We start from the raw sequence: 23,805 nt of genomic DNA on the forward strand, positions 1-23,805 counted from the left end.
GTTTCGTTTTTTGCGCCTACTTTCGAGCAATGGGGGTAAAGCTTCATAGTGCTCTTTGTTGATATCACCGCAGTTTCTCCTCAGTACTTGGTTTGTTTGCATTTTTGGAGTAAGGTTTACGCATTTATATGTAGCGGTGCTTACATAGTCATTGTTTATGTTTAAAATTTAATCATAGTGGAAAAAAATATGAAAATAGCTATTGCTGGAACGGGTTATGTTGGTTTATCAAATGCGATGTTATTGGCGCAACATCATGAAGTGGTTGCCGTTGATATTGTGGCTGAGAAAATTGAATTGCTGAATAATAAGCAGTCACCGATAGTCGATGCTGAAATTGAAGATTTCTTAGCAAATAAAGAATTAAATTTTACTGCTACGTTATTTAAAGAGCAGGCCTATGAAAACGCGGACTTTGTGATTATCGCAACACCAACCGATTATGATGTGGAAACGAATTATTTCAATACACGTTCCGTTGAAGCGGTTATTTGTGATGTGATGAGAATTAACCCTAAGGCGGTAATGGTGATCAAGTCCACTGTGCCAGTTGGGTATACGCAGTCTGTTAAAGATAAGTTTAACTGTGAAAATATTATATTTTCACCTGAATTTTTGCGTGAAGGACTTGCTCTTCATGATAACTTATATCCTTCTCGTATCATTGTTGGCGAGCAGAGTGCGCGTGCGAAAGTTTTCGCTAATTTGCTAGTTGAAGGTGCGGTCAAAGAAGATATTGCGGTGCTTTTTACTAATTCAACGGAAGCGGAAGCGGTTAAGTTATTCTCTAATACCTACCTTGCACTGCGTGTTGCTTATTTTAATGAGTTAGATACTTATGCTGAGTCCCATGGCCTCGATTCTCGTCAGATAATTGAAGGGGTGGGTTTAGATCCGCGCATTGGTAACCATTATAATAACCCTTCTTTTGGTTATGGTGGTTATTGTTTACCTAAAGATACCAAACAGTTACGTGCGAACTATGCGGATGTTCCGAATAACCTTATCGGTGCCATTGTTGATGCAAACACGACACGTAAAGATTTTATTGCCGATTCTATTTTGAAACGCCAACCTCGCCGTGTGGGAATTTATCGTTTGATCATGAAGTCAGGATCAGACAATTTCCGTGCATCGAGCATTCAGGGGATCATGAAACGTCTGAAGGCGAAGGGGGTAGAGGTTATTATCTATGAACCTGTGTTTGAAGAGTCGGAGTTTTTCCATTCTAAGGTGTATCGCAGTTTAGCTGATTTCAAAGCCGATTCAGATGTTATTGTATCGAACCGCATGAGCGCAGAGTTGGCCGATGTGGCTGATAAAGTTTATACACGCGATTTGTTTGGTAGTGATTAACGAGCAAACCTGAAAGGGTGATTGTAATTTTGTGGCAGGGCTTTAGCCAGAGTGTTGCAATCACTTGGGGCGCAGGCTTTAGCCTGCTTGTGTAGGTGTTTTGTGGGCTAAAGCCCACGCCCCTTGTGGGCTTGAAAACAGGATGCGCAGAGCTTATCCGCTCATGAGACTAAACTGTCGTTTAATTCGCCCTTGCTCGTAGTGGTTGTTTTTGGGTGCTGGCTTTAGCCAGAGTGTTGCAATCACTTGGGGCGCAGGCTTTAGCCTGCTTGTGTAGGTGTTTTTTGGTGGGCTGAAGCCCACGCCCCTTGTGGGCTAAAAGGTATGTGTCGGACTATTTTCATCATTTTTATTAAAAAGTCATTATTATAGCGTTACAAAAGTAAGAAAAATCCTTATACTAACGTGCTTTATTTTCTGGTGTCGGTGATAAAAGGTTATTTTTACATCTATACACCCTTTACTTTCTCTCGATAGTGATGAGATTGTTTACCGGTCATTGCCCTTTTTTGGCGGGTATTAATTAATTATTAACAGTGGATACAATGAGTTATGAGCACAACAAATACTGAAAACACTAAAAGCTCAATGGATGGGCTTAAATGGGGTGTCACAATTTTATTATTAGCAGCAATCATTGTTGGTAATTTTTTATATGGTGAAAGTTTACACGTTGTAGCACGTGTTACTGTGTTACTTCTACTAGCTGGGCTTGCGTTACTATCTGCTGCGATGACCGAAAAAGGTAAAATTTTTGTTGGTTTTGCTAAAGAGTCTCGTTTAGAGGTTCGCAAGGTCGTTTGGCCGACACGCCAAGAGACAATACAAACAACATTGATCATTCTTGCTGTATCAACCATTGTTGGTTTGGTTTTATGGGGGCTTGATGGTGTTTTTGTTCGCCTAGTTTCATTTATAACAACATCTATTTAAGGGTTTAATATGTCAGAAGAAGTACTAAAAAAGAGATGGTATGTTGTACAGGCGTTTTCAGGTTATGAAGGTCGTGTGCAAAAAACACTGCTCGAGCATATTAAATTAAATCAGATGGAAGAATATTTCGGTGAAATTCTTGTTCCTACTGAAGAAGTCGTTGAAATGCGTGCAGGTCAAAAACGTAAGAGTGAGCGTAAGTTCTTTCCTGGCTATGTTTTAGTTGAGATGGCGATGAATGATGATAGCTGGCATCTTGTTAAAAGTATTGACCGTGTCATGGGCTTTATTGGTGGAACTAAAGAGCGTCCAGCTCCGATTAGTAAAAAAGAAGTAGACAACATTCTTAATCGTCTGCAGGCATCTCATGACTCGCCTCGTCCAAGAACAACCTTTGAAGTGGGACAAATTGTCCGTGTTACGGAAGGTCCTTTTGCAGACTTTACCGTACCGTTGAGAAAATCGACTATGAGAAGAGTCGTTTGAAAGTTTCTGTTTCTATTTTCGGTCGTGCAACACCTGTTGACCTTGAGTTTTCTCAAGTAGAAAAAGATTAGTGCAGCGCGTGTCTGCTAACGGGTTACTCGTTGATTAATTAAAGCTCAAAAAAAATACAAAAGTTCTTGTGAAGGGCGGTGAATTATAGGTATAATTCGCCGCCCTTTTTATTTGCATGATTAAATTATTGAATTTAATTACTGGCAAATAAATTTAGCTGAATCTGTTGCTCACATTTTGTGAGTACAATTCACAATTTTAATCGGGAAGCTGACCCTTTTAGGTTGCAGCGTTACACCCAAACATAGGTAGTATTATCATGGCTAAAAAAGTACAAGCATATATCAAGCTGCAAGTTTCAGCTGGTATGGCAAATCCGTCGCCACCTGTTGGTCCAGCTCTTGGTCAACACGGTGTTAATATCATGGAATTCTGTAAAGCATTTAATGCAAGAACAGATTCTTTGGAAAAAGGCGCTCCAGTTCCTGTAGTTATTACAGTTTATTCTGACCGTTCTTTCACATTTGAAACGAAAACTCCACCTGCGTCTTTCCTACTTAAGAAAGCTGCTGGTATTAAATCTGGTTCTGGTGTTCCTAACAAGAATAAAGTGGGCAAAGTAACACAAGCTCAACTTGAAGAGATCGCTAAAACTAAAGAAGCGGATTTAACGGGTGCCGATCTTGAAGCGATGGTACGTTGCATAGCGGGTTCTGCTCGTTCTATGGGTCTGGAAGTAGAGGGTTAATACGATGGCTAAATTATCTAAACGCATGAAAGTCATTCGTGACAAAGTTGACTCTACGAAAGAATATGAAATCAATGAAGCAGTTGCGCTTCTTCAAGAATTAGCGACGGCTAAATTTGTTGAAAGCATCGATGCATCAATCAATCTTGGTATTGATCCTCGTCGTAGTGACCAAAACGTTCGTGGTGCAACAGTATTGCCACACGGTACTGGCCGTACAGTACGTGTTGCTGTGTTTACACAGGGCGCAAATGCTGAAGCTGCACTAGCTGCTGGTGCGGATATCGTTGGTATGGACGATCTTGCTGCACAAGTTAAAGCTGGCGAAATGAACTTCGACGTAGTTATTGCTTCTCCTGATGCAATGCGTGTTGTTGGTCAATTAGGTCAAATCTTAGGCCCACGTGGTCTAATGCCAAACCCTAAAGTTGGCACTGTAACAGCTGACGTAGCAACTGCAGTTAAAAATGCAAAAGCGGGTCAAGTACGTTACCGTAACGATAAGAATGGTATTATCCATTCTACAATCGGTAAAGCAACGTTCACTGCTGAACAGATTAAAGAAAATTTAGAAGCTCTATTGGTTGCTTTGAAAAAGGCAAACCTTCAGGTGCTAAAGGTCAATTTGTTAAGAAAGTTAGCCTATCAACTACGATGGGTGCTGGCGTGAAAATTGATCAAGCATCAGTAGAAGCTCGTATTTAATACACTAAACATATTTCATTTATTTGTAATGTGATCTGTGTATACAAGGAGGAAAATTATCTGTATAATTTTCCGCCTTACTTTGGAGGGCCTTAGGTCTCTTCTTAGACCGTAGGTGTCAGTACATCGATATTGGCTTAATTTCCTACGTAGATGGTGCCGGACCCCAGACAAGAATCTTTCTTATCCCTGGTTCCGATTACCGAAATAGTGCCTCATTAGCTCGATAAGGGTGAAGTGAGGGTGTTTATCTAGGGTTAAACCCCTAGTGTAATCCAGGAGTAAAACCAAATGGCATTAAGACTCGAAGACAAACAAGCGATTGTCGCAGAAGTCAATGTAGCTGCTACAGCTGCTCTGTCTGCTGTTGTTGCCGATTCTCGCGGTGTAACAGTTGGTGCAATGAATGAACTTCGTGCGACTGCACGTGCAAACGGTGTGTACTTACGTGTAGTACGTAACACATTAGCACGTCGTGCGCTTGAAGGTACTGACTATGCATGTTTAGCAGAGTTGTTTAAAGGTCCTACTATCCTTGCATTTTCAAACGAACATCCAGGAGCTGCAGCACGTCTTATTAAAGACTTCGCTAAAGCGAATGCAAAGTTTGAAGTGAAAGGGTTAGCATTTGAAGGCGAATTAATTGCCGCTGATCAAATTGACCGTTTAGCAACACTACCAACATACGACGAAGCAATTGCGAAACTGATGGCGACTATGAAAGAAGCTGCAGCTGGCAAACTTGTACGTACTCTGGCTGCGATTCGCGACCAGAAAGAAGAATCTGCAGCTTAATAGCTGTAATACTATTTAATTATTACTAATAGGAATTGACTCATGTCTCTAACTAAAGACCAAATCATCGAAGCAGTTGCTGCGTTATCTGTAATGGAAGTTGTTGAATTAATCGAAGCAATGGAAGAAAAATTCGGCGTTTCTGCTGCTGCTGCTGTTGCTACAGCTGGCCCTGCTGCTGCTGCTGCTGAAGAACAAACTGAATTTGACGTTGTAATGACTTCTTTCGGTGACAACAAAGTTAAAGCAATCAAAGCGGTACGTGGCATCACAGGTCTAGGCCTGAAAGAAGCTAAAGACGCAGTTGAAGCTTGCCCAACAGTTCTAAAAGAAGGCGCTTCTAAAGAAGAAGCTGCAGCAATCAAAGCTGAATTAGAAGAAATCGGCGCTACAGTTGAACTTAAATAAGTTATCGAGTATAACTTAATAGCCGTGAAAATGGCTTTGGCTGGTGATTATTTGATCACCTGGCTTTTTTGCGCTATAGGATACCGTGATTTTCCATTATTTTGTTACGGTATCGGACATTTAAGGTGATGTGTACCCGTTATCACTCAGGATACAAAAATCAGCTCGCCCTACGGGGCGTAAACTCGAACAACAATACGGCGTTACAACATTCGCTAAGGGAATAACCATTAGCAGCACGTTGTGCCTTGTCTTGATGTCCGAGCTTACTTCTGATAAATGTATCTTGAGTAATAACGGGTAATTAACGCATCATTAACACGAAAATAATGTTCGCCGTTGTCTAATAAAATAAGGCCTAATATCAGGCTAGGCAGCTATGATCACTTATCAGCGAGCAAAGGAACCACATGGGTTACTCTTATACTGAGAAAAAACGTATTCGTAAGGATTTTGGGAAGCGTCCACAAGTAATGGAAAAACCATACCTGTTGTCGATTCAACTTGATTCATTCAAACGATTCATTGAAGTAGATCCAACTGGAGAGGTTGGTCTAGAAGCTGCTTTCAATAGCATTTTCCCGATCGCCAGTTATTCAGGCACATCAGAACTACAATATGTCAGCTACCGTTTAGGTGAGCCGGTATTTGATGTCAAGGAATGCCAGATTCGTGGAGTTACATACTCTGCTTCATTACGTGTTAAATTGCGTCTTGTTATTTACGATCGTGATGCACCAGCAGGCACGGTTAAAGATATTCGTGAACAAGAAGTGTACATGGGTGAAATGCCACTCATGACCGAGAATGGTACTTTTGTAATCAATGGTACTGAGCGTGTTATCGTTTCTCAATTACACCGTAGTCCAGGTGTATTCTTCGATCACGATAAAGGTAAAACACACAGTTCAGGTAAAGTTCTTTATAACGCACGCGTGATCCCATATCGTGGCTCTTGGTTAGACTTTGAATTCGACCCTAAAGATAACCTATTTGTTCGTATCGACCGTCGTCGTAAACTCCCTGCAACCATCATGTTGCGTGCTTTAGAGTACACAACAGAAGAGATTCTAGCGATTTTCTTTGACACCAGTAAATTTACTATTGCTGATGGCAAAGTTGAGATGGAGTTAATCGCAGAGCGCTTACGTGGTGACACCGCGACGTTTGAAATTACTGCTAATGGCAAAGTATACGTTGAGCAAGGCAAACGCATTACCGCTCGTCATATTCGTCAATTAGAAACGGATAATGTTACTAGTATTGAAGTGCCACTTGAATACCTTGAAAACAAAGTCTCTGCAAAAGATTATGTAAATGCAGAAACGGGTGAAATCATTGTTAATGCAAATGATCAACTTACGGTTGAATTGCTTGCACAACTTTCTCAAGCGGGTATCAAAGAGTTTGAAACTATTTATACCAATGAGCTTGATTGTGGTTCATTTATGTCAGAGACCTGCGCATAGATTCTTCTGCTAACCGTATGGACGCGTTAGTTGAAATTTATCGTATGATGCGTCCTGGTGAGCCACCAACAAAAGACGCCGCTGAAGGTTTATTCCAAAATCTATTCTTCGCTGAAGAGCGTTATGATCTATCTAAAGTAGGTCGTATGAAGTTCAATCGTCGCGTTGGTATTGAAGGCGATGAAGGTGTGGGTATCCTATCTAATGATGATATTTTAAGTGTAATGAAAACACTTATCGATATCCGTAATGGTAACGGTATTGTTGATGATATCGACCACCTTGGTAACCGTCGTATTCGTTGTGTTGGCGAAATGGCTGAAAACCAATTCCGTGTTGGCTTAGTACGTGTTGAACGTGCCGTTAAAGAGCGTCTATCGTTAGGTGACCTTGATGCGACCATGCCACAGGACTTAATCAACGCGAAACCTATTTCTGCTGCTGTTAAAGAGTTCTTTGGTTCATCACAACTATCACAGTTTATGGATCAAAATAACCCGTTATCAGAAGTGACACATAAACGTCGTATCTCTGCATTAGGCCCTGGTGGTTTGACGCGTGAGCGCGCAGGCTTTGAAGTACGTGACGTACATGCAACGCACTACGGTCGTTTATGTCCAATTGAAACGCCAGAGGGACCAAACATCGGTTTGATCAACTCACTGGCTACGTTTGCTCGTACTAACGATTACGGTTTCTTAGAAACACCTTACCGTAAAGTGGTTGACGGCAAACCAACGGATCAAGTTGAATACTTATCTGCAATCGAAGAAGGTTCCTTTGTTATCGCACAGGCGAGTGCAAGTGTTGATGAAAATGGCCTACTTAACGATGATATGGTGCAATGTCGTCATAACGGTGAAACCACCTTTATGGGACCGCTAGACATTGACTATATGGATGTATCGCCACAGCAGATCATCTCAGTTGCAGCGTCACTTATTCCGTTCTTAGAACACGATGATGCTAACCGTGCCTTAATGGGTGCGAACATGCAACGTCAAGCGGTACCAACGCTATGTGCAGATAAGCCATTAGTCGGTACTGGTATTGAGCGTCGTTTGGCGATTGACTCGGGTGTGACTATCATCGCTAAACGTGGTGGTGTGATCGACTATGTTGATGCGTCTCGTATTGTTGTTAAAGTGGATGAAAACGAACTACTTCCTGGTGAAGCGGGTATCGATATCTATAACTTAACTAAATACACGCGTTCAAACCAAAACACTTGTATTAACCAGCGCCCAACCTGTAAACCAGGTGAGCCGATTGTTCGTGGTGATGTATTGGCTGATGGCCCATCAACGGATATGGGTGATTTGGCACTGGGCCAAAACATGAAGATTGCCTTCATGCCTTGGAATGGTTACAACTTTGAGGATTCGATCCTTATTTCTGAGCGTGTATCGCAGGAAGATCGTTTTACTACTATTCATATTCAAGAGTTTTCATGTGTTGCGCGTGAAACAAAATTAGGTAGTGAAGAGATCACTGCCGATATTCCGAATGTGGGTGAAGCTGCGCTGAGCAAACTTGATGAGTCAGGTATTGTTTACGTTGGTGCAGAAGTTAAACCTGGTGATATCTTAGTTGGTAAAGTGACACCTAAGGGTGAAACACAACTAACACCAGAAGAGAAACTATTACGTGCTATTTTCGGTGAAAAAGCGTCTGACGTGAAAGATAGCTCTTTACGTGTATCTAACTCAACTTATGCAACGGTTATCGACGTACAAGTCTTTACCCGTGATGGCGTTGAGAAAGATAAACGTGCGCTTGAAATTGAAGAGATGCAGTTAAAAGCGGCGAAGAAAGATTTAACTGAGAAGTTCCAAATCTTAGAAAACGCAATCTATGAAAAAGCATTAAATATTCTTGTTAGTGCAGGACATGATGCGGCGCGCTTAAAACAGATGCCTCGTGCACAATGGTTAGATGTAACGATTGATGATGAAACTAAACAATCTTATTTGGACCAAATCATCGCGCAATTCGATGAAATTAAAGCCAATTACGATAAAGAGTTTGATCTAAAACGTCGTAAAATTATCCAAGGTGATGATTTGGCTCCTGGCGTTCAAAAAATCGTTAAGGTTTACCTAGCGGTACGCCGTCGCCTACAACCAGGTGATAAAATGGCTGGTCGTCACGGTAACAAAGGTGTTATTTCAAACATCGTTCCTGTGGAAGATATGCCTTACGATGAATTTGGTGTTCCAGTTGATATCGTACTTAACCCATTGGGTGTACCGTCACGTATGAACATCGGTCAGATTTTAGAAACTCACTTGGGCCTAGCGGCTAAAGGAGTGGGCGAAAAACTTGAGCGTATGATCAAAGATCAGCGTGAAGTGGAAATGGCTAAAGTCCGTGAGTATATTCAAAAACTATACTCATTTGGTGATGCGCCATGCCATGTTGACCTCAATGAGTTCGATGATGAAGCGGTATTGCGTTTAGCTAAAAATCTTTATAAAGGCTTACCGGTTGCAACACCTGCGTTTGATGGCGCAAATGAAAGCGAGATCCGTGAGTTATTACGCCTTGCAGATTTACCTGAATCGGGTCAGTTACAATTGACAGATGGCCGTACGGGTATCCCATTTGAACGTCCTGTAACGGTTGGTTACATGTACATGCTGAAATTGAATCACTTAGTTGATGATAAAATGCATGCACGTTCAACTGGCTCTTATAGCTTAGTTACGCAACAACCATTAGGTGGTAAAGCGCAGTTTGGTGGTCAACGTTTCGGTGAGATGGAAGTATGGGCACTAGAAGCTTATGGTGCCGCTTACACGCTTCAAGAAATGCTTACCGTTAAATCGGACGATGTTAACGGTCGTACTAAGATGTATAAAAACATCGTTGATGGCGACCATAGAATGGAACCAGGTATGCCTGAGTCATTCAACGTATTGTTGAAAGAGATCCGTTCATTAGGCATTAACATTGAGCTAGATGAAAATAACTAAGCACTAAGCTTAAGTAATTGTGTGGCACCTTGCCGTTTGAGGTGCCTAGTTTTAACTCCTATGGGAGAGTAGCGTGAAAGACTTACTCAAGTTTTTAAAGCAACAAAACAAATCCAAAGAATTCGATGGAATTAAAATTGGATTAGCATCGCCTGAAGTGATCCGTTCTTGGTCATTTGGTGAAGTTAAAAAACCAGAAACCATCAATTACCGTACTTTTAAACCAGAGCGTGAAGGGCTTTTCTGTGCGCGTATCTTTGGTCCGATTAAAGATTACGAATGTTTATGTGGTAAATACAAACGCCTAAAACATCGTGGTGTTATCTGTGAAAAATGTGGTGTTGAGGTAACTCAATCTAAAGTTCGTCGTGACCGTATGGGCCACATCGAATTAGCATCACCCGTTGCACATATTTGGTTCCTTAAATCACTTCCATCTCGTATCGGCCTAATGCTAGATATGACGTTACGTGATATTGAGCGTATCCTCTATTTTGAATCTTTTGTCGTTATCGAGCCGGGTATGACCGACCTTGAGCGTGGTCAAATACTTCTTGAAGAAGAGTATTTAGATATGCTTGAGCAGTGGGGCGATGAGTTTGAAGCAATCATGGGCGCGGAAGCGGTTTTTGCTTTATTAAAACAACTTGACCTTGAACACGAAATTTCGGTAATGCGTGAAGAGTTAGAGAGCACAAACTCTGAAACTAAACGTAAGAAATTGACTAAACGTCTAAAATTGGTTGAAGCTTTCCATCAATCAAATAATAAAGCGGAATGGATGATTTTAACGGTATTACCCGTTTTACCACCTGATTTACGCCCACTAGTACCACTAGATGGCGGACGTTTTGCTACCTCAGATTTGAATGACTTATATCGTCGTGTTATTAACCGTAATAACCGTCTAAAACGTCTATTAGATCTTGCTGCGCCAGACATCATCGTACGTAATGAAAAACGTATGTTACAAGAGTCTGTGGATGCATTATTAGATAATGGCCGTCGTGGACGTGCTATTACAGGTTCAAACAAACGTCCTCTGAAATCACTTGCTGATATGATCAAAGGTAAGCAAGGTCGTTTCCGTCAGAATCTACTCGGTAAACGTGTTGATTACTCTGGTCGTTCTGTAATTACCGTAGGCCCAACACTGCGTTTACATCAGTGTGGTCTACCGAAGAAAATGGCGCTTGAGCTATTTAAGCCATTTGTTTACGGTAAATTAGAAGCATTAGGTCTTGCGACAACCATTAAAGCGGCTAAAAAATTAGTGGATCGTGAAGGTGGTGAAGTTTGGGATATCCTTGAAGGGGTTATCCGTGAACATCCAGTGCTACTTAACCGTGCTCCTACACTACACAGATTAGGTATCCAAGCCTTTGAACCTGTATTAATCGAAGGTAAAGCGATTCAGCTTCATCCATTGGTTTGTGCGGCTTATAACGCCGACTTCGATGGTGACCAAATGGCGGTACACGTACCGTTAACGATTGAAGCACAGCTTGAAGCTCGTACCTTAATGATGTCTACGAATAATATCCTATCACCTGCCAATGGTGAGCCGATTATCGTACCATCACAGGACGTTGTACTTGGCCTTTATTATATGACTCGCTCTAAAATAAATGCGAAGGGCGAAGGCATGTGGTTCCAAAGTCCGAAGGAAGTTGAAAAAGCTTACCGTGCTGGTGCTGTGGGTCTGCAAGCGATCATTAAAGTGCGCATGACACAAGTTCATATCGCTGAAGACAAATCTCGTAGTGAGACAACTGAAATCGTTGAAACTACTGTTGGTCGTGCAATCCTGTCATTAATCATGCCAGAAGGTTTACCTTTTGCACATGTCGACCTTGATATGGGTAAAAAAGCAATTTCCAATGCATTGAATGCTTGTTACCGTTTATTGGGTATTAAAGATACGGTTATTTTTGCTGACCAATTAATGTATACCGGTTTTGAATATGCAACGTTATCGGGTGTTTCTGTTGGTATCAACGATATGGTGATACCAGATGCTAAGAAAACATTAGTGGCTGGTGCAGAAGAGCAAGTAACTGAAATTCATGAGCAATTCCAAGCTGGTCTTGTAACTGCTGGTGAACGTTACAATAAAGTTATCGATATTTGGGCAAGTGCCAATGAACAAGTAGCGAAAGCGATGATGGAAAATCTTTCTACTGATACGGTGAAAAACAGTAAAGGTGAAGATGAAGATGAGAAATCATTTAACAGCGTTTATATGATGGCCGACTCAGGCGCTCGTGGTAGCCCCGCACAGATTCGTCAGCTAGCTGGTATGCGTGGTCTGATGGCGAAACCAGATGGTTCGATCATTGAAACACCAATCGTGGCTAACTTCCGTGAAGGTCTAAACGTATTACAGTACTTTATCTCGACGCATGGTGCTCGTAAAGGTCTTGCCGATACCGCACTTAAAACAGCGAACTCGGGTTACTTAACACGTCGTTTAGTGGATATTGCACAAGATTTAGTTATCACTGAAGAAGATTGTGGTAGTGAAGAAGGTCTATTAGTTAAACCGCTTATTCAAGGTGGCGATATCGTTGAGCCGTTACGTGAGCGTGTATTGGGTCGTGTTGTTGCTAAGGATGTTATTAAGCCTGGTACAGATAATGAGATCCTATTTGCTCGTAACACGCTACTTGACGAAAAACTGTGCGACTTAATTGAAGAAGCCTCAGTTGACCAAATTTGGGTACGTAGTGTTATTACTTGTCGTACTGACTTTGGTGCCTGTTCAGCCTGTTACGGTCGTGACTTGGCTCGTGGTCATATGGTTGGTCAAGGTGAAGCTATCGGTGTTATGGCGGCACAATCAATCGGTGAGCCAGGAACACAGCTTACAATGCGTACGTTCCATATCGGTGGTGCTGCTTCGCGTTCTGCTTCTGAAAATAATGTTCAGGTTAAAAACAGCGGTAAAGTTAAATTACATAACGCGAAATTTGTAATTAACTCTGATGGTAAAGTGGTTGTAACATCTCGTTCAACTGAATTAACCATTATCGATGAGTTAGGTCGTACGAAAGAGAACCATAAATTACCTTATGGTGCGGTACTTGATAAGCAAGATGGTGATGAGATTGTCGCTGGCGAAATCGTTGCTAACTGGGATCCACATACACATCCAATTATTACGGAAGTGGAAGGTACGGTTGAGTTCTTAGACTTTATCGAAGGTATTACCATCAATAAACAAACTGATGAATTAACTGGTTTATCAAGTATTGTTATTATTGATCCTGCGCAACGTCCTACTGCGGGTAAAGAGATGCGTCCAATGGCTAAGCTTGTTGATGCCAAAGGTAATGATCTATTTATTCCTGGTACAGAAGTTGCTGCGCAATATGCACTACCTGCAAACGCAATCGTAAGCCTAGAAGATGGCGCGAAAGTACGAGTGGGTGATGCGGTTGCACGTATTCCACAGGAAAGTTCAAAAACACGTGATATTACCGGTGGTCTTCCACGCGTTGCGGATCTATTTGAAGCTCGTACACCTAAAGATGCAGCTATCCTTGCTGAAGTTTCTGGTACGCTTTCATTTGGTAAAGAGACTAAAGGTAAGCGTCGTCTAGTGATCACTCAGGCGAACGGCGATATCTATGAAGAGATGATACCTAAATGGCGTCACCTAAATATCTTCGAAGGTGAGAAGATTGAAAAAGGTGAGGTTATTTCTGACGGTCCAGAATCTCCACATGATATTCTTCGTTTACGTGGTATTAGCCCAGTGGCTAACTACATCACGAACGAAGTACAAGAAGTTTACCGTTTACAAGGCGTAAAAATTAATGATAAACATATTGAAGTTATCGTTAACCAAATGCTACGTAAGTGTTTGATCACTGATAATGGTGATTCAAGCTTCTTAGTGGGTGAACAAGCTGAAGTCGTACGTGTTGTGATTGAAAATCGCCGTCTTGAAGCGGAAGGTAAAGTACCTGCTAAATTTGATTACCAATTATTGGGTATCACTAAGGCATCACTTGCCACTGAGTCATTTATCTCAGCTGCTTCATTCCAAGAAACAACGCGTGTTCTTACTGAAGCTGCCGTTGCAGGCAAATGTGATGAATTACATGGTCTAAAAGAGAATGTAATCGTTGGTCGCTTGATCCCTGCTGGTACTGGTTTTGCACATCATAAAGCACGTGCTGCAGAGAAAGCGAAAGCACTTGCTCCGATAGCTGAAGATGCGGTTATCAATGTTGATGACGCAGAGCAAAATCTTGCTGATCTACTTAACGCAGTTGACTTTGGTGAGTAATTTTTAACAAAGTTGATTAATAAGAAAGGTGCTTCGGCACCTTTTTTTTGCTTTAATGACTGTAATATCAATTGCAATAAAACTAGGAATTAAACATGACTGATAAAAAAATAATTAATACTGAGCTTGCGCCAGCTGCTATCGGCCCTTACTCTCAGGCGAACCAATTTGCTAATTTAGTCTATACTTCTGGGCAAATACCATTAGTGCCAGAGACAATGGAAATTATAGAGGGTGGTATTAGTGAACAAACTGAGCAGGTAATGAAAAACTTAATGGCGGTGTTAGCCGCGGCTAATGCATCGTCAAAGTCAGTCATTAAAACGACCTGTTTTATTAAAGATATGAATGACTTTGCCGCTTTTAATGCAGTTTATGCGACTTACTTCCCTGAGGCTGCTCCAGCGCGCTCTTGTGTTGAAGTTGCCCGCTTACCAAAAGATGTCTTGGTAGAGGTTGAAGCGATAGCCTATTGCGGTTAGTTGATATGGAGAAACACAAAATTAAATTTGCCATTGTTGTTAGCGCTGCGCCTTATGGGGCGCAAGGTTCGAGTAGCGCCTATCAGTTTGCCTCTGCTGCCATTCTTGCTGGCCATGAAATTGTGGGAGTATTTTTTTATCAAGAGGGGGTACTTAACGCAAATCAGTTGGTTAGCCCTGCAACGGATGAAATAAACCTACCTGATTTTTGGGCTGAGTTAGCCAGAAAAAATAATTTTCCCTTAGAAGTCTGTGTCTCTGCGTCACTGCGTAGAGGTGTGCTTGATCAGCAGGAGGCAAAACAGTTGGCACAGGTTCAATTTAATTTAAAAACACCTTTCGTGTTAAGTGGGTTAGGGCAACTTGCTGAGCTGAGTGCGAGCTGTGACCGATTATTACAGTTTAAATAGTGGGGTAATGATGACGGAAAAAACAATTGGTATTATAAACCGCAGCTTACCTCACGGCAGCTCGGCGGGACGCGAGTCATTGGATTTAACCTTGGCGATGTCTGCCTTTAATGAATCGTTGTCGATATTTTTTATTGGTGATGGTATTTATCAGCTATTAAAGGGCCAATCTCCGCTAGATATTCTACAAAAACATTATCAGCCGTTATTTAAGATGCTGGAATTGTATGATGTAGAAAATAGATATGTCTGTGCGCACTCAATGGCCGTTAGGGGGGTCACTGTCGACCAATTAATTATCGATGTCACGCCACTAGATAAAGCGGCATTACAACTTAAACTCGCACAGCAAGTGCAATTATTGAGTTTTTAATATGATATTACATACCGTTAATAAATCGCCCTTTGCTTCATTTGCTATTGGCGATTGCCTTGAATTACTGAGTGATAATGATAGCCTGTTACTGATAGAGGATGCGGTTATTGCCACTGCCGCTGACCATCACTATTTTGCTGAGCTTGATAAATTATCAGAACAAGGTCGCTTGTTCGTATTAGCAGCCGATCTTGATGCTCGTGGCATCTGCAATAAAATCGCCAAGCAATGCTGCTACGCAGAGTTTGTTGAGCTCGCTGCTACACATCAGAGTCAACTGGCTTGGTGAGCTTCCCAGACGATATTTTGTGATCAAAAACCCAATTGCTTAATTATTGACTCCTTTTCCCAATCAGCGTAAACTCTTGCAACCCTTATTTTAAGGGTTGATTTTTCACACACATATTTTAGGAGCTATTTAATAATGGCAACAATTTCACAATTGGTACGCAGCCCGCGTAAGGACAAAGTTCAAAAAACTAATGTTCCTGCGTTAGAAGCGTGTCCACAAAAACGTGGCGTATGTACTCGTGTATATACTACTACACCAAAAAAACCTAACTCAGCGATGCGTAAAGTTGCTCGTGTTCGTCTAACTAACGGTTTCGAAGTTACTTCGTACATCGGTGGTGAAGGCCATAACTTGCAAGAGCATAGTGTAATCTTGATCCGTGGCGGTCGTGTAAAAGATTTACCAGGTGTTCGTTACCATACTGTTCGTGGTGCACTAGATACTTCTGGTGTTGCAGCACGTCGTAAAGGTCGTTCTAAGTACGGTGCTAAAAAGCCAAAATCATAAGCTTTTCCGTAAGTAAGGCCAAACAAACACTATTTTAATTTAATATGTTTTGGGTAAAATCCTGAAGCACACGGAGAATAAAGATGCCAAGAAGACGCGTCGTAGCTACTCGTAAAATCCTTCCAGATCCTAAGTTCGGATCGGAACTTTTAGCAAAATTCGTTAACGTTGTAATGGTTGACGGTAAAAAATCTATTTCAGAAAAAATCGTATATGGTGCACTTGAAGCAGCTGCTGAAAAAAGCGGTAAAGCAGCACTAGATATATTTGAAGTAGCTCTTGAAAATATACGCCCAAGCGTCGAGGTTAAATCTCGTCGTGTTGGTGGTTCAACATACCAAGTACCAGTAGAAGTTCGTCCTTCTCGTCGTAATGCGTTAGCAATGCGTTGGTTAGTTGAAGCATCACGTAAGCGTGGTGAAAAATCAATGGCATTACGTATGGCTGGTGAGCTAGTTGATGCAGCAGATAATAAAGGCTCTGCGGTTAAGAAACGTGAAGACGTTCACCGTATGGCTGACGCAAACAAAGCGTTTGCACACTACCGTTGGTAGGAGATTTAGCGTAGGCTTTTGTCTATGCTATTTTGTGATTAAGCAGTATTTAAAAGGACATCAATTTGTCACGTACAACCCCAATTGAGCATTACCGTAATATCGGTATTGTTGCTCATGTCGATGCCGGTAAAACTACAACGACAGAGCGTGTATTGTTCTACACTGGTATTTCTCACAAAATAGGTGAGGTACATGATGGTGCAGCGACAATGGACTGGATGGAGCAGGAGCAGGAGCGTGGTATTACTATCACTTCCGCAGCAACTACCACATTTTGGTCGGGCATGCAGGGGCAGTATGCACAACACCGTATCAATATTATCGATACGCCGGGGCACGTTGACTTCACTATTGAAGTTGAACGCTCACTGCGCGTATTAGATGGTGCGGTTGTTGTCTTTTGCGCGACATCCGGTGTAGAGCCTCAATCTGAAACTGTATGGCGTCAAGCTAATAAATACCACGTTCCACGTTTGGTATTTATTAATAAGATGGATCGTACAGGGGCGGATTTTGAAGCTGTTATTGCACAAATCCATACTCGCTTAGGTGCAACTTGTGTCCCAATTCATTTGAATATCGGTGCGGAAGATGGATTTAAAGGGGTAATCGACCTGATTAAAATGAAGGCGATTGATTGGAACGATGCAGATCAAGGAATGACGTTTGAGTATCACGACATTCCTGCTGAATTACAAGAACGCGCGCAAAAATTGCACGATGAACTTGTTGATACAGCTGCTGAAGCAAACGACTTCTTAATGGAAAAATACCTTGAAGAAGGTGAACTTTCTGAAGAAGAGATTAAAGCTGGTTTACGTATTCGTACGTTAAACAATGAAATAGTACTAGCAACCTGTGGTAGCGCCTTTAAAAATAAAGGTGTGCAAGCGGTGCTAGATGCCGTCATTGACTACCTTCCTTCTCCGACTGAAGTTGCCGCCATTAAAGGCGTCGATGAACATGAGAAAGAAGTGGCGTGTCCAGCTACTGATGAAGCCCCCTTTGCGGCGCTTGCATTTAAAATAGCAACGGACCCATTCGTGGGCACTTTGACATTTATGCGCGTCTATTCTGGAGTGGTTAATTCAGGGGATCACTTTTATAACTCAGTGAAAATGAAGAAAGAACGTTTTGGCCGCATCGTGCAGATGCATGCCAATGACCGTAAAGAGATCAAAGAGGTTTACGCGGGCGATATCGCCGCTGCTGTTGGCCTTAAAGATGTGACGACGGGTGATACGCTTTGTTCTCCTGATCATAAAGTGATTCTAGAACGTATGGAATTTCCTGAGCCGGTAATTCAAATTGCGGTTGAGCCAAAAACCAAGGCAGACCAAGATAAATTGATTATCGCATTAGAGAAACTCGCTGCTGAAGATCCTTCATTCCGTTTTGAAACGAATAAAGAGTCTGGGCAGATTTTGATCTCTGGTATGGGTGAGCTTCACCTAGATATTATCGTTGATCGCATGCGTCGTGAATTTAGCGTGAACTGTAACGTGGGACATCCACAGGTAGCCTATCGAGAAACTATCCGCAAAGCGGTATCAGTGGAAGGTAAATTTATTCGTCAGGGTGAAGGACCAAGCCATTATGGCCATGTCCATCTCAAACTAGAGCCACTTGAAAATGGCGCTGGTTTTGAATTTGTTAACGAAGTTGTTGATGGTAGTGTTCCTAAGGAATACATCCCAGCAGTTAACAAAGGCTGTTTCGAACAGATGAACCAAGGTGTACTAGCCGGATTCCCGATGCTAGACATAAGAGCAACATTAACAGGTGGTTCATACCATGATGTTGACTCAAGTGAAATGGCGTTTAAAATTGCCGCAATGATGGGCTTTAGAGATGGTGCATTAAAAGCTGATGCAACGATTCTTGAACCTGTGATGAAAGTAGAAGTGACAACGCCTGAAGATTGGATGGGTGATGTGGTTGGCGATTTAAATCGTCGTCGTGGTATGATTGAAGGTATGGATGATGGCCCCGGTGGTGTTAAAATTATTCATGCTAAAGTGCCACTTGCAGAAATGTTTGGTTATGCAACCGCAGTACGCTCAGCAACACAAGGTCGTGCATTATATTCAATGGAATTTTCCGAGTATGCTGATGCGCCGAAAAAAATTGCTAATGCAATTATTGATGCGAAATAAAAAATAAATTAAACTAGCGCCTTTCCATGTGATGGCATGTGGAGAGGTATTAACTGATAAAGAAGGTACACACTGTGTCTAAAAAACAATTTGAACGTAATAAACCACATGTAAACGTAGGAACAATCGGCCACGTTGACCATGGTAAAACTACACTAACTGCTGCTATCTCTGCTGTATTAACAAGAAAATTTGGTGGCGACATTAAAGATTTCTCTCAAATCGATAATGCTCCAGAAGAGCGTGAGCGCGGTATTACAATTAATACTTCTCACATCGAGTACGATACAGAAACTCGTCACTACGCACACGTAGACTGTCCTGGACATGCCGATTATGTTAAAAACATGATCACTGGTGCTGCTCAAATGGACGGTGGTATCCTAGTTGTTGCTGCAACTGATGGTCCAATGCCACAAACTCGTGAGCACATCCTACTTTCTCGTCAAGTTGGTGTTCCTCACTTAATCGTGTTCCTAAACAAATGTGACATGGTTGATGATGAAGAGCTACTTGAACTAGTAGAAATGGAAGTTCGTGAACTTCTTTCTGAATACGATTTCCCAGGTGATGATATCCCAGTAATTCAAGGTTCTGCTCTTAAAGCACTTGAAGGTGATGCAGCATGGGAAGAGAAAATCATTGAACTAGCTGATGCACTAGATTCATACATCCCACTTCCAGAGCGTGATGTTGACAAACCATTCATCCTACCAATTGAAGATGTATTCTCAATTGCTGGTCGTGGTACTGTTGTTACTGGTCGTGTTGAGCGCGGTATCATCAAAGTTGGTGAGTCTGTTGAAATCGTTGGTCTACGTCCAACAGTTACAACTACTTGTACTGGTGTTGAGATGTTCCGTAAACTTCTTGACGAAGGTCGTGCTGGTGAGAACGTTGGTGTTCTTCTACGTGGTACTAAGCGTGATGACGTTGAACGTGGTCAAGTTCTTGCTAAGCCTGGTTCAATCAAACCACACACTAAATTTGAAGGTGAAGTGTACATCCTAAGTAAAGATGAGGGTGGTCGTCACACTCCTTTCTTTAAAGGTTACCGTCCACAGTTCTATTTCCGTACTACTGACATCACTGGTGCTGTTGAGCTTCCAGAAGGTGTTGAAATGGTAATGCCTGGTGATAACCTTAAGTTCGTTGTTGAACTAATTGGTCCAATCGCTATGGATGAAGGTCTACGTTTCGCGATTCGTGAAGGTGGCCGTACTGTTGGTGCTGGTGTTGTTTCTAAAATCATCGAATAATTTTTATTCGTAGATTGAACAATACAAAAAAGAGAGCTTAGGCTCTCTTTTTTTATGCGTGAAGAAAAGCGTCGGCTTGTTTATACCAACTCCGGTAAGTATGTGATCTAAATTTTGCGTAGGAAAAATAGCTTAATTCAAGGCGTAATTTGACGTAAATGGTTATTCCCTTTGCGAAAATTACAACGCAGCAGTAAGTTGTTTTAACCAGTAAAATAGATCAGCTATTTATCGGAATTGGTATTAAATTGCGCAGTGAAGTAATGCTAAAAGCCGTTTACATTATTTCCCTCTATGGTGTATATGCGCTGTGTATTCTCCTGTGGTTGCCTATGTGGTGCATTTTTTGACTGTTCCCGTTGCGCATAATACCATTCCGCATAATATTGTAATATTGTGGTCACCCATTAGTTAGTTCCGGTCAGGGCTTGTTTAGGAAAAATGATGGAGAGCAGGGGGCATGATTGAGTAATAGCAGGTTATTACGATTGAATGCAACGCTGTTATCTATTATTTTAACCAATAATCTAGATCAGATACTTATGTGGATTGGTATGCCCATTTTATGATATTAACTATACGGCTTGACAGGTGTGGTGTAAGGTTCTAAATTATGGACATTAAGCTAATTAATTGTGTTTAGTGTAACTGAATTAGGACTTTTTGTATGAGGGATATGACCGCCGGCGCATTAGCCGAAGAGCTAGGCGAAAGATTGAAGCAAGCTCGACTAAATCGAGACCTCACTCAATCCGAAGTGGCAGTGCTTGCTGGCATAGCCCGTAAAACTGTTATGAATGCAGAAAAAGGAAAAGTGCAACTCGATATCATGATTGCAATATTAATGGCATTAGACCTAGCAGATCAGTTAGACCTATTTCTTCCTCAACAAGAAATTTCTCCCCTACAGTTGGCCAAATTGCAAGGCAAGAAAAGACAGAGAGCTTCGGGGCAACGCAGCAATAAAGATGAGGAGCCCTCTGAATGGTAATGGAAGTCATTAAAATAACTTACCAAGATGAAGTGGTTGGCGCCGTTAGTTTTGACACAGAGAAAGGGGGCGGATCATTTGAATACGCTCCTAGCTTCGTAAAAAATGGCATCGAACTATCCCCAATCAAAATGCCATTATCAGGTAGAATTTATAGCTTTCCTGAGCTAGATTTCAATACTTTTAAAGGTCTGCCTGGATTAATTGCGGATTCATTGCCTGATGATTTTGGTAACGCGGTTCTCAACGCGTGGGTTGCCGGACAAGGTCGTTCACCGAGCGAAATTACGCCGTTACAACGCCTTCAATATACGGGCAAGCGTGGCATGGGAGCATTGGAATATGCTCCGGCTACACAGTTGCGAAGTTTAAATGCTTCACAACCTGTACAAATCCAATCGCTCGTTTCAATTGCACAGGAAATATTAGATTCACGAGGTGGTTTTGCAGTAAAACTAAAACAAAATGGCCAAGATGATCGGGAAGCAATGATCTCTTTATTATCTGTTGGTATGAGTGCAGGTGGAGCACGACCGAAAGCGGTATTGGCATTTAATGAAGATTTTACTCAAGTTCGCTCTGGGCAAGCCAATGTCCCAATAGGTTTTACTCATTATCTGATGAAATTTGATGGCGTAAGTGAGCATAACAAAAATCAAGAAACCTTCGGAGATCCATTGGGTTATGGTGCAATGGAATTTGTTTATCATTTGATGGCTCAGAAATGTGATGTCGATATGATGCCATGCCACTTGCTTCACGAAGGCCATCGAAGGCACTTTATTACACAGCGCTTTGATCGAATTATAAATAGAAAGGTGCATGTACAAACACTTAATGGTATTGCACACGTTGACTATAAAAAGCCTGGCTCATTCTCTTACGCCGAGTTATTTGGCATAGCCAGACAACTGAAGCTTTCTGCTCTTGAAGCCGAGCAACTTTTCAAACGCATGACATTCAATATCATTGCGCGAAATCATGACGACCATTCAAAGAACTTTGCTTTCATTCTGAAAAAAAAGAAGTGGAGTCTCGCGCCAGCTTATGATTTAGCCTATAGCTACAAACCAGGGAGTAAATGGGTCAATAGTCATTGGATGAGTTTGAATGGTAAAAGAGATAGCTTTACACGGAGTGATTTCTATAGCTTAGAAAAACTAAGCCCGATTTTTAGCAAAAGAAAGATTGACGATATTATTGATACGACTATTGAGCACGTATCAAGTTGGCCACAACTTGCACAGGAATGGGGGGTACCAAAAACATTGATAGAGGAAATACAAGCAAACTTGCGCCTCAACATTAAATAATATCAATCGGAGTAAATAGCTGATCTATTTTGCTGGTTAAAGTAACTTACTTTTTTGTTGTAAGTTTCGTAAAGGGATCAACCATTTACCTCAACTTATGCCTCAAATTAAGCCATTTTTCCTGTGCAAAATTTAGATCACATACTTAATCCGAATAAAGCCCCAATGCTGTAGAGGCTGAAAGAATTGCCAGATTCAGTCTGAGCTAACGCAGTTTATAAAATGGCTATAAAAAAACCTCAGATGATTACTCACCTGAGGTTTTTTTATCAACGGATTAATAAGCTACTTTATATAATGTATTGGCTCATTAAATCGCTATTAGAATGCGTAACTTGCACCAAGTACGATAACGTTGTTGTTTGCGCCTGGGTTGACGTCAGCAGCATCAGCTTGGTTACGGTACTCTAGGTAAGGTTGTACACCTTCACGAGTCCATGTTGCACGAACTTCATGCTCAAATGTGTTGCTCTTGTTGTCCGCTTCATTGATGTAGTAAACATTGTTGTAAGCTACTTGAACAGGCATTTCTTGGAATTGGTATGCAATTCTGTTATCAAAACGTAGTTGATCGTTTGTGTTGTCTTGATCGCCTACTTTATTGCTGCCATCAGCAATTTGGTAACGAGTTCGGTTAGAAATAGAAACACCTTTCAACATGCCATCATTGAAGTTGTAACCGATTTTTGCGTATGGGCGGTATTGAATGGTATCACCATTATGTAGTAAGTGTTGGTAACCACCACCTATCCAAAGACTTTCTGTGATATCGAAAGCTTGATCAACACCGATTGTAGTATATGCGGAGTTGCTGTAGTAGCTGTCGTCACCTTCTTCATCTGTTTTACCAAGTTGAATACCGTCAAACTCAACGTATACTGTTGTGCCAGTAGCAAAGGTGTGCCCAGCTTCAATTGTTGATGTGACATCAGATCCATTGAAATCTTGGCGAGAGTGGTTTTGTACATTACCAGTGATGTATGAAGATGTTGTGCCTTGAGGTGTGTAAGGTACTTCGGCTTCTGCTTCGCCTTCAGCAAAAGCAAGAGATGAACATAAAATAGTAGAAATTGCGATAGAAAGATTGAATTTTTTCATAGTTGTGAGCCTGTTGAGTTGTTAATAATTCATAGTTATCGTTCTCTCCTTGTTTATCCATAATGGTGAATCTCATATTCACTAGCTCAATCTTATTAATATATCCATTTCCTGATTGATGGCGCTAATATAAATGGACTAAATAAGCAGATCAAGGGCATAATGTTAGGGAAAACCAAACAA

General features: G+C 41.5%; 17 protein-coding genes and 3 pseudogenes. 19 read left to right on the forward strand and 1 reads right to left on the reverse strand.

Annotated elements, in window-relative coordinates:
• Positions 1–189: 189 nt before the first annotated feature.
• The 19 genes and pseudogenes from AB1A03_RS03770 (at position 190) to AB1A03_RS03860 (ending at position 22,524) form a co-directional block, all read left to right on the forward strand.
• Positions 190–1,356, forward strand: coding sequence for a nucleotide sugar dehydrogenase (locus AB1A03_RS03770; protein WP_354623240.1), 1,167 nt, complete (start codon positions 190–192; stop codon positions 1,354–1,356).
• Between the two features lie 552 nt (positions 1,357–1,908).
• Positions 1,909–2,289 (forward strand): preprotein translocase subunit SecE, encoded by a 381-nt coding sequence (gene secE, locus AB1A03_RS03775; protein ID WP_354623241.1) that lies wholly within the window; start codon positions 1,909–1,911, stop codon positions 2,287–2,289.
• A gap of 9 nt (positions 2,290–2,298) precedes the next feature.
• A pseudogene (gene nusG, locus AB1A03_RS03780) lies at positions 2,299–2,846 on the forward strand (transcription termination/antitermination protein NusG).
• 260 nt (positions 2,847–3,106) lie between these two features.
• On the forward strand, positions 3,107–3,535 hold the full coding sequence (gene rplK, locus AB1A03_RS03785; protein ID WP_354623242.1) for a 50S ribosomal protein L11: 429 nt from the start codon (positions 3,107–3,109) through the stop codon (positions 3,533–3,535).
• Between the two features lie 4 nt (positions 3,536–3,539).
• Positions 3,540–4,240 (forward strand): annotated as a pseudogene (gene rplA, locus AB1A03_RS03790) (50S ribosomal protein L1).
• Between the two features lie 291 nt (positions 4,241–4,531).
• A complete protein-coding gene (gene rplJ / locus AB1A03_RS03795) occupies positions 4,532–5,035 on the forward strand; it encodes a 50S ribosomal protein L10 (protein ID WP_354623243.1) in 504 nt (167 codons plus the stop codon).
• Between the two features lie 42 nt (positions 5,036–5,077).
• Positions 5,078–5,443: a 50S ribosomal protein L7/L12 gene (gene rplL, locus AB1A03_RS03800; protein WP_354623244.1), complete on the forward strand. Its 366-nt coding sequence runs from the start codon at positions 5,078–5,080 to the stop codon at positions 5,441–5,443.
• 410 nt (positions 5,444–5,853) lie between these two features.
• Positions 5,854–9,887, forward strand: a pseudogene (gene rpoB / locus AB1A03_RS03805) (DNA-directed RNA polymerase subunit beta).
• 73 nt (positions 9,888–9,960) lie between these two features.
• Positions 9,961–14,181: a DNA-directed RNA polymerase subunit beta' gene (gene rpoC / locus AB1A03_RS03810; protein WP_354623245.1), complete on the forward strand. Its 4,221-nt coding sequence runs from the start codon at positions 9,961–9,963 to the stop codon at positions 14,179–14,181.
• 95 nt (positions 14,182–14,276) lie between these two features.
• Positions 14,277–14,663 carry a RidA family protein gene (locus AB1A03_RS03815; protein WP_354623246.1) on the forward strand — a complete coding sequence of 129 codons (387 nt, stop codon included), beginning with the start codon at positions 14,277–14,279 and terminating at the stop codon, positions 14,661–14,663.
• A gap of 5 nt (positions 14,664–14,668) precedes the next feature.
• Positions 14,669–15,073 carry a sulfurtransferase complex subunit TusD gene (gene tusD, locus AB1A03_RS03820; RefSeq protein WP_354623247.1) on the forward strand — a complete coding sequence of 135 codons (405 nt, stop codon included), beginning with the start codon at positions 14,669–14,671 and terminating at the stop codon, positions 15,071–15,073.
• 10 nt (positions 15,074–15,083) lie between these two features.
• The gene (gene tusC, locus AB1A03_RS03825; protein ID WP_354623248.1) at positions 15,084–15,446 is read left to right on the forward strand and encodes a sulfurtransferase complex subunit TusC; all 363 of its coding nucleotides are present in this window, start codon (positions 15,084–15,086) and stop codon (positions 15,444–15,446) included.
• Position 15,447: 1 nt separating this feature from the next.
• Positions 15,448–15,738, forward strand: coding sequence for a sulfurtransferase complex subunit TusB (gene tusB, locus AB1A03_RS03830; RefSeq protein WP_354623249.1), 291 nt, complete (start codon positions 15,448–15,450; stop codon positions 15,736–15,738).
• Positions 15,739–15,873: 135 nt separating this feature from the next.
• Positions 15,874–16,248 carry a 30S ribosomal protein S12 gene (gene rpsL / locus AB1A03_RS03835; RefSeq protein WP_354623250.1) on the forward strand — a complete coding sequence of 125 codons (375 nt, stop codon included), beginning with the start codon at positions 15,874–15,876 and terminating at the stop codon, positions 16,246–16,248.
• Positions 16,249–16,331: 83 nt separating this feature from the next.
• The gene (gene rpsG / locus AB1A03_RS03840; protein ID WP_354623252.1) at positions 16,332–16,802 is read left to right on the forward strand and encodes a 30S ribosomal protein S7; all 471 of its coding nucleotides are present in this window, start codon (positions 16,332–16,334) and stop codon (positions 16,800–16,802) included.
• A gap of 65 nt (positions 16,803–16,867) precedes the next feature.
• On the forward strand, positions 16,868–18,961 hold the full coding sequence (fusA, locus tag AB1A03_RS03845) for an elongation factor G (RefSeq protein WP_354623253.1): 2,094 nt from the start codon (positions 16,868–16,870) through the stop codon (positions 18,959–18,961).
• A 74-nt stretch (positions 18,962–19,035) separates the two neighbouring features.
• The gene (gene tuf, locus AB1A03_RS03850) at positions 19,036–20,220 is read left to right on the forward strand and encodes an elongation factor Tu (RefSeq protein ID WP_354623254.1); all 1,185 of its coding nucleotides are present in this window, start codon (positions 19,036–19,038) and stop codon (positions 20,218–20,220) included.
• A gap of 667 nt (positions 20,221–20,887) precedes the next feature.
• The gene (locus AB1A03_RS03855; protein ID WP_354623255.1) at positions 20,888–21,211 is read left to right on the forward strand and encodes a helix-turn-helix transcriptional regulator; all 324 of its coding nucleotides are present in this window, start codon (positions 20,888–20,890) and stop codon (positions 21,209–21,211) included.
• Positions 21,205–22,524 (forward strand): type II toxin-antitoxin system HipA family toxin, encoded by a 1,320-nt coding sequence (locus AB1A03_RS03860; protein ID WP_354623256.1) that lies wholly within the window; start codon positions 21,205–21,207, stop codon positions 22,522–22,524. The genes AB1A03_RS03855 and AB1A03_RS03860 overlap by 7 nt, the downstream gene beginning before the upstream one ends.
• Positions 22,525–22,845: 321 nt before the next feature.
• Here the strand turns inward: AB1A03_RS03860 and AB1A03_RS03865 are convergent, their stop codons facing one another.
• Positions 22,846–23,622 carry an oligogalacturonate-specific porin KdgM family protein gene (locus AB1A03_RS03865; RefSeq protein WP_354623257.1) on the reverse strand — a complete coding sequence of 259 codons (777 nt, stop codon included), beginning with the start codon at positions 23,620–23,622 and terminating at the stop codon, positions 22,846–22,848.
• Between the last annotated feature and the right edge of the window lie 183 nt (positions 23,623–23,805).

Origin of the sequence: Psychromonas sp. MME2, from assembly GCF_040566515.1 — a bacterium.
Classification (GTDB): domain Bacteria; phylum Pseudomonadota; class Gammaproteobacteria; order Enterobacterales; family Psychromonadaceae; genus Psychromonas.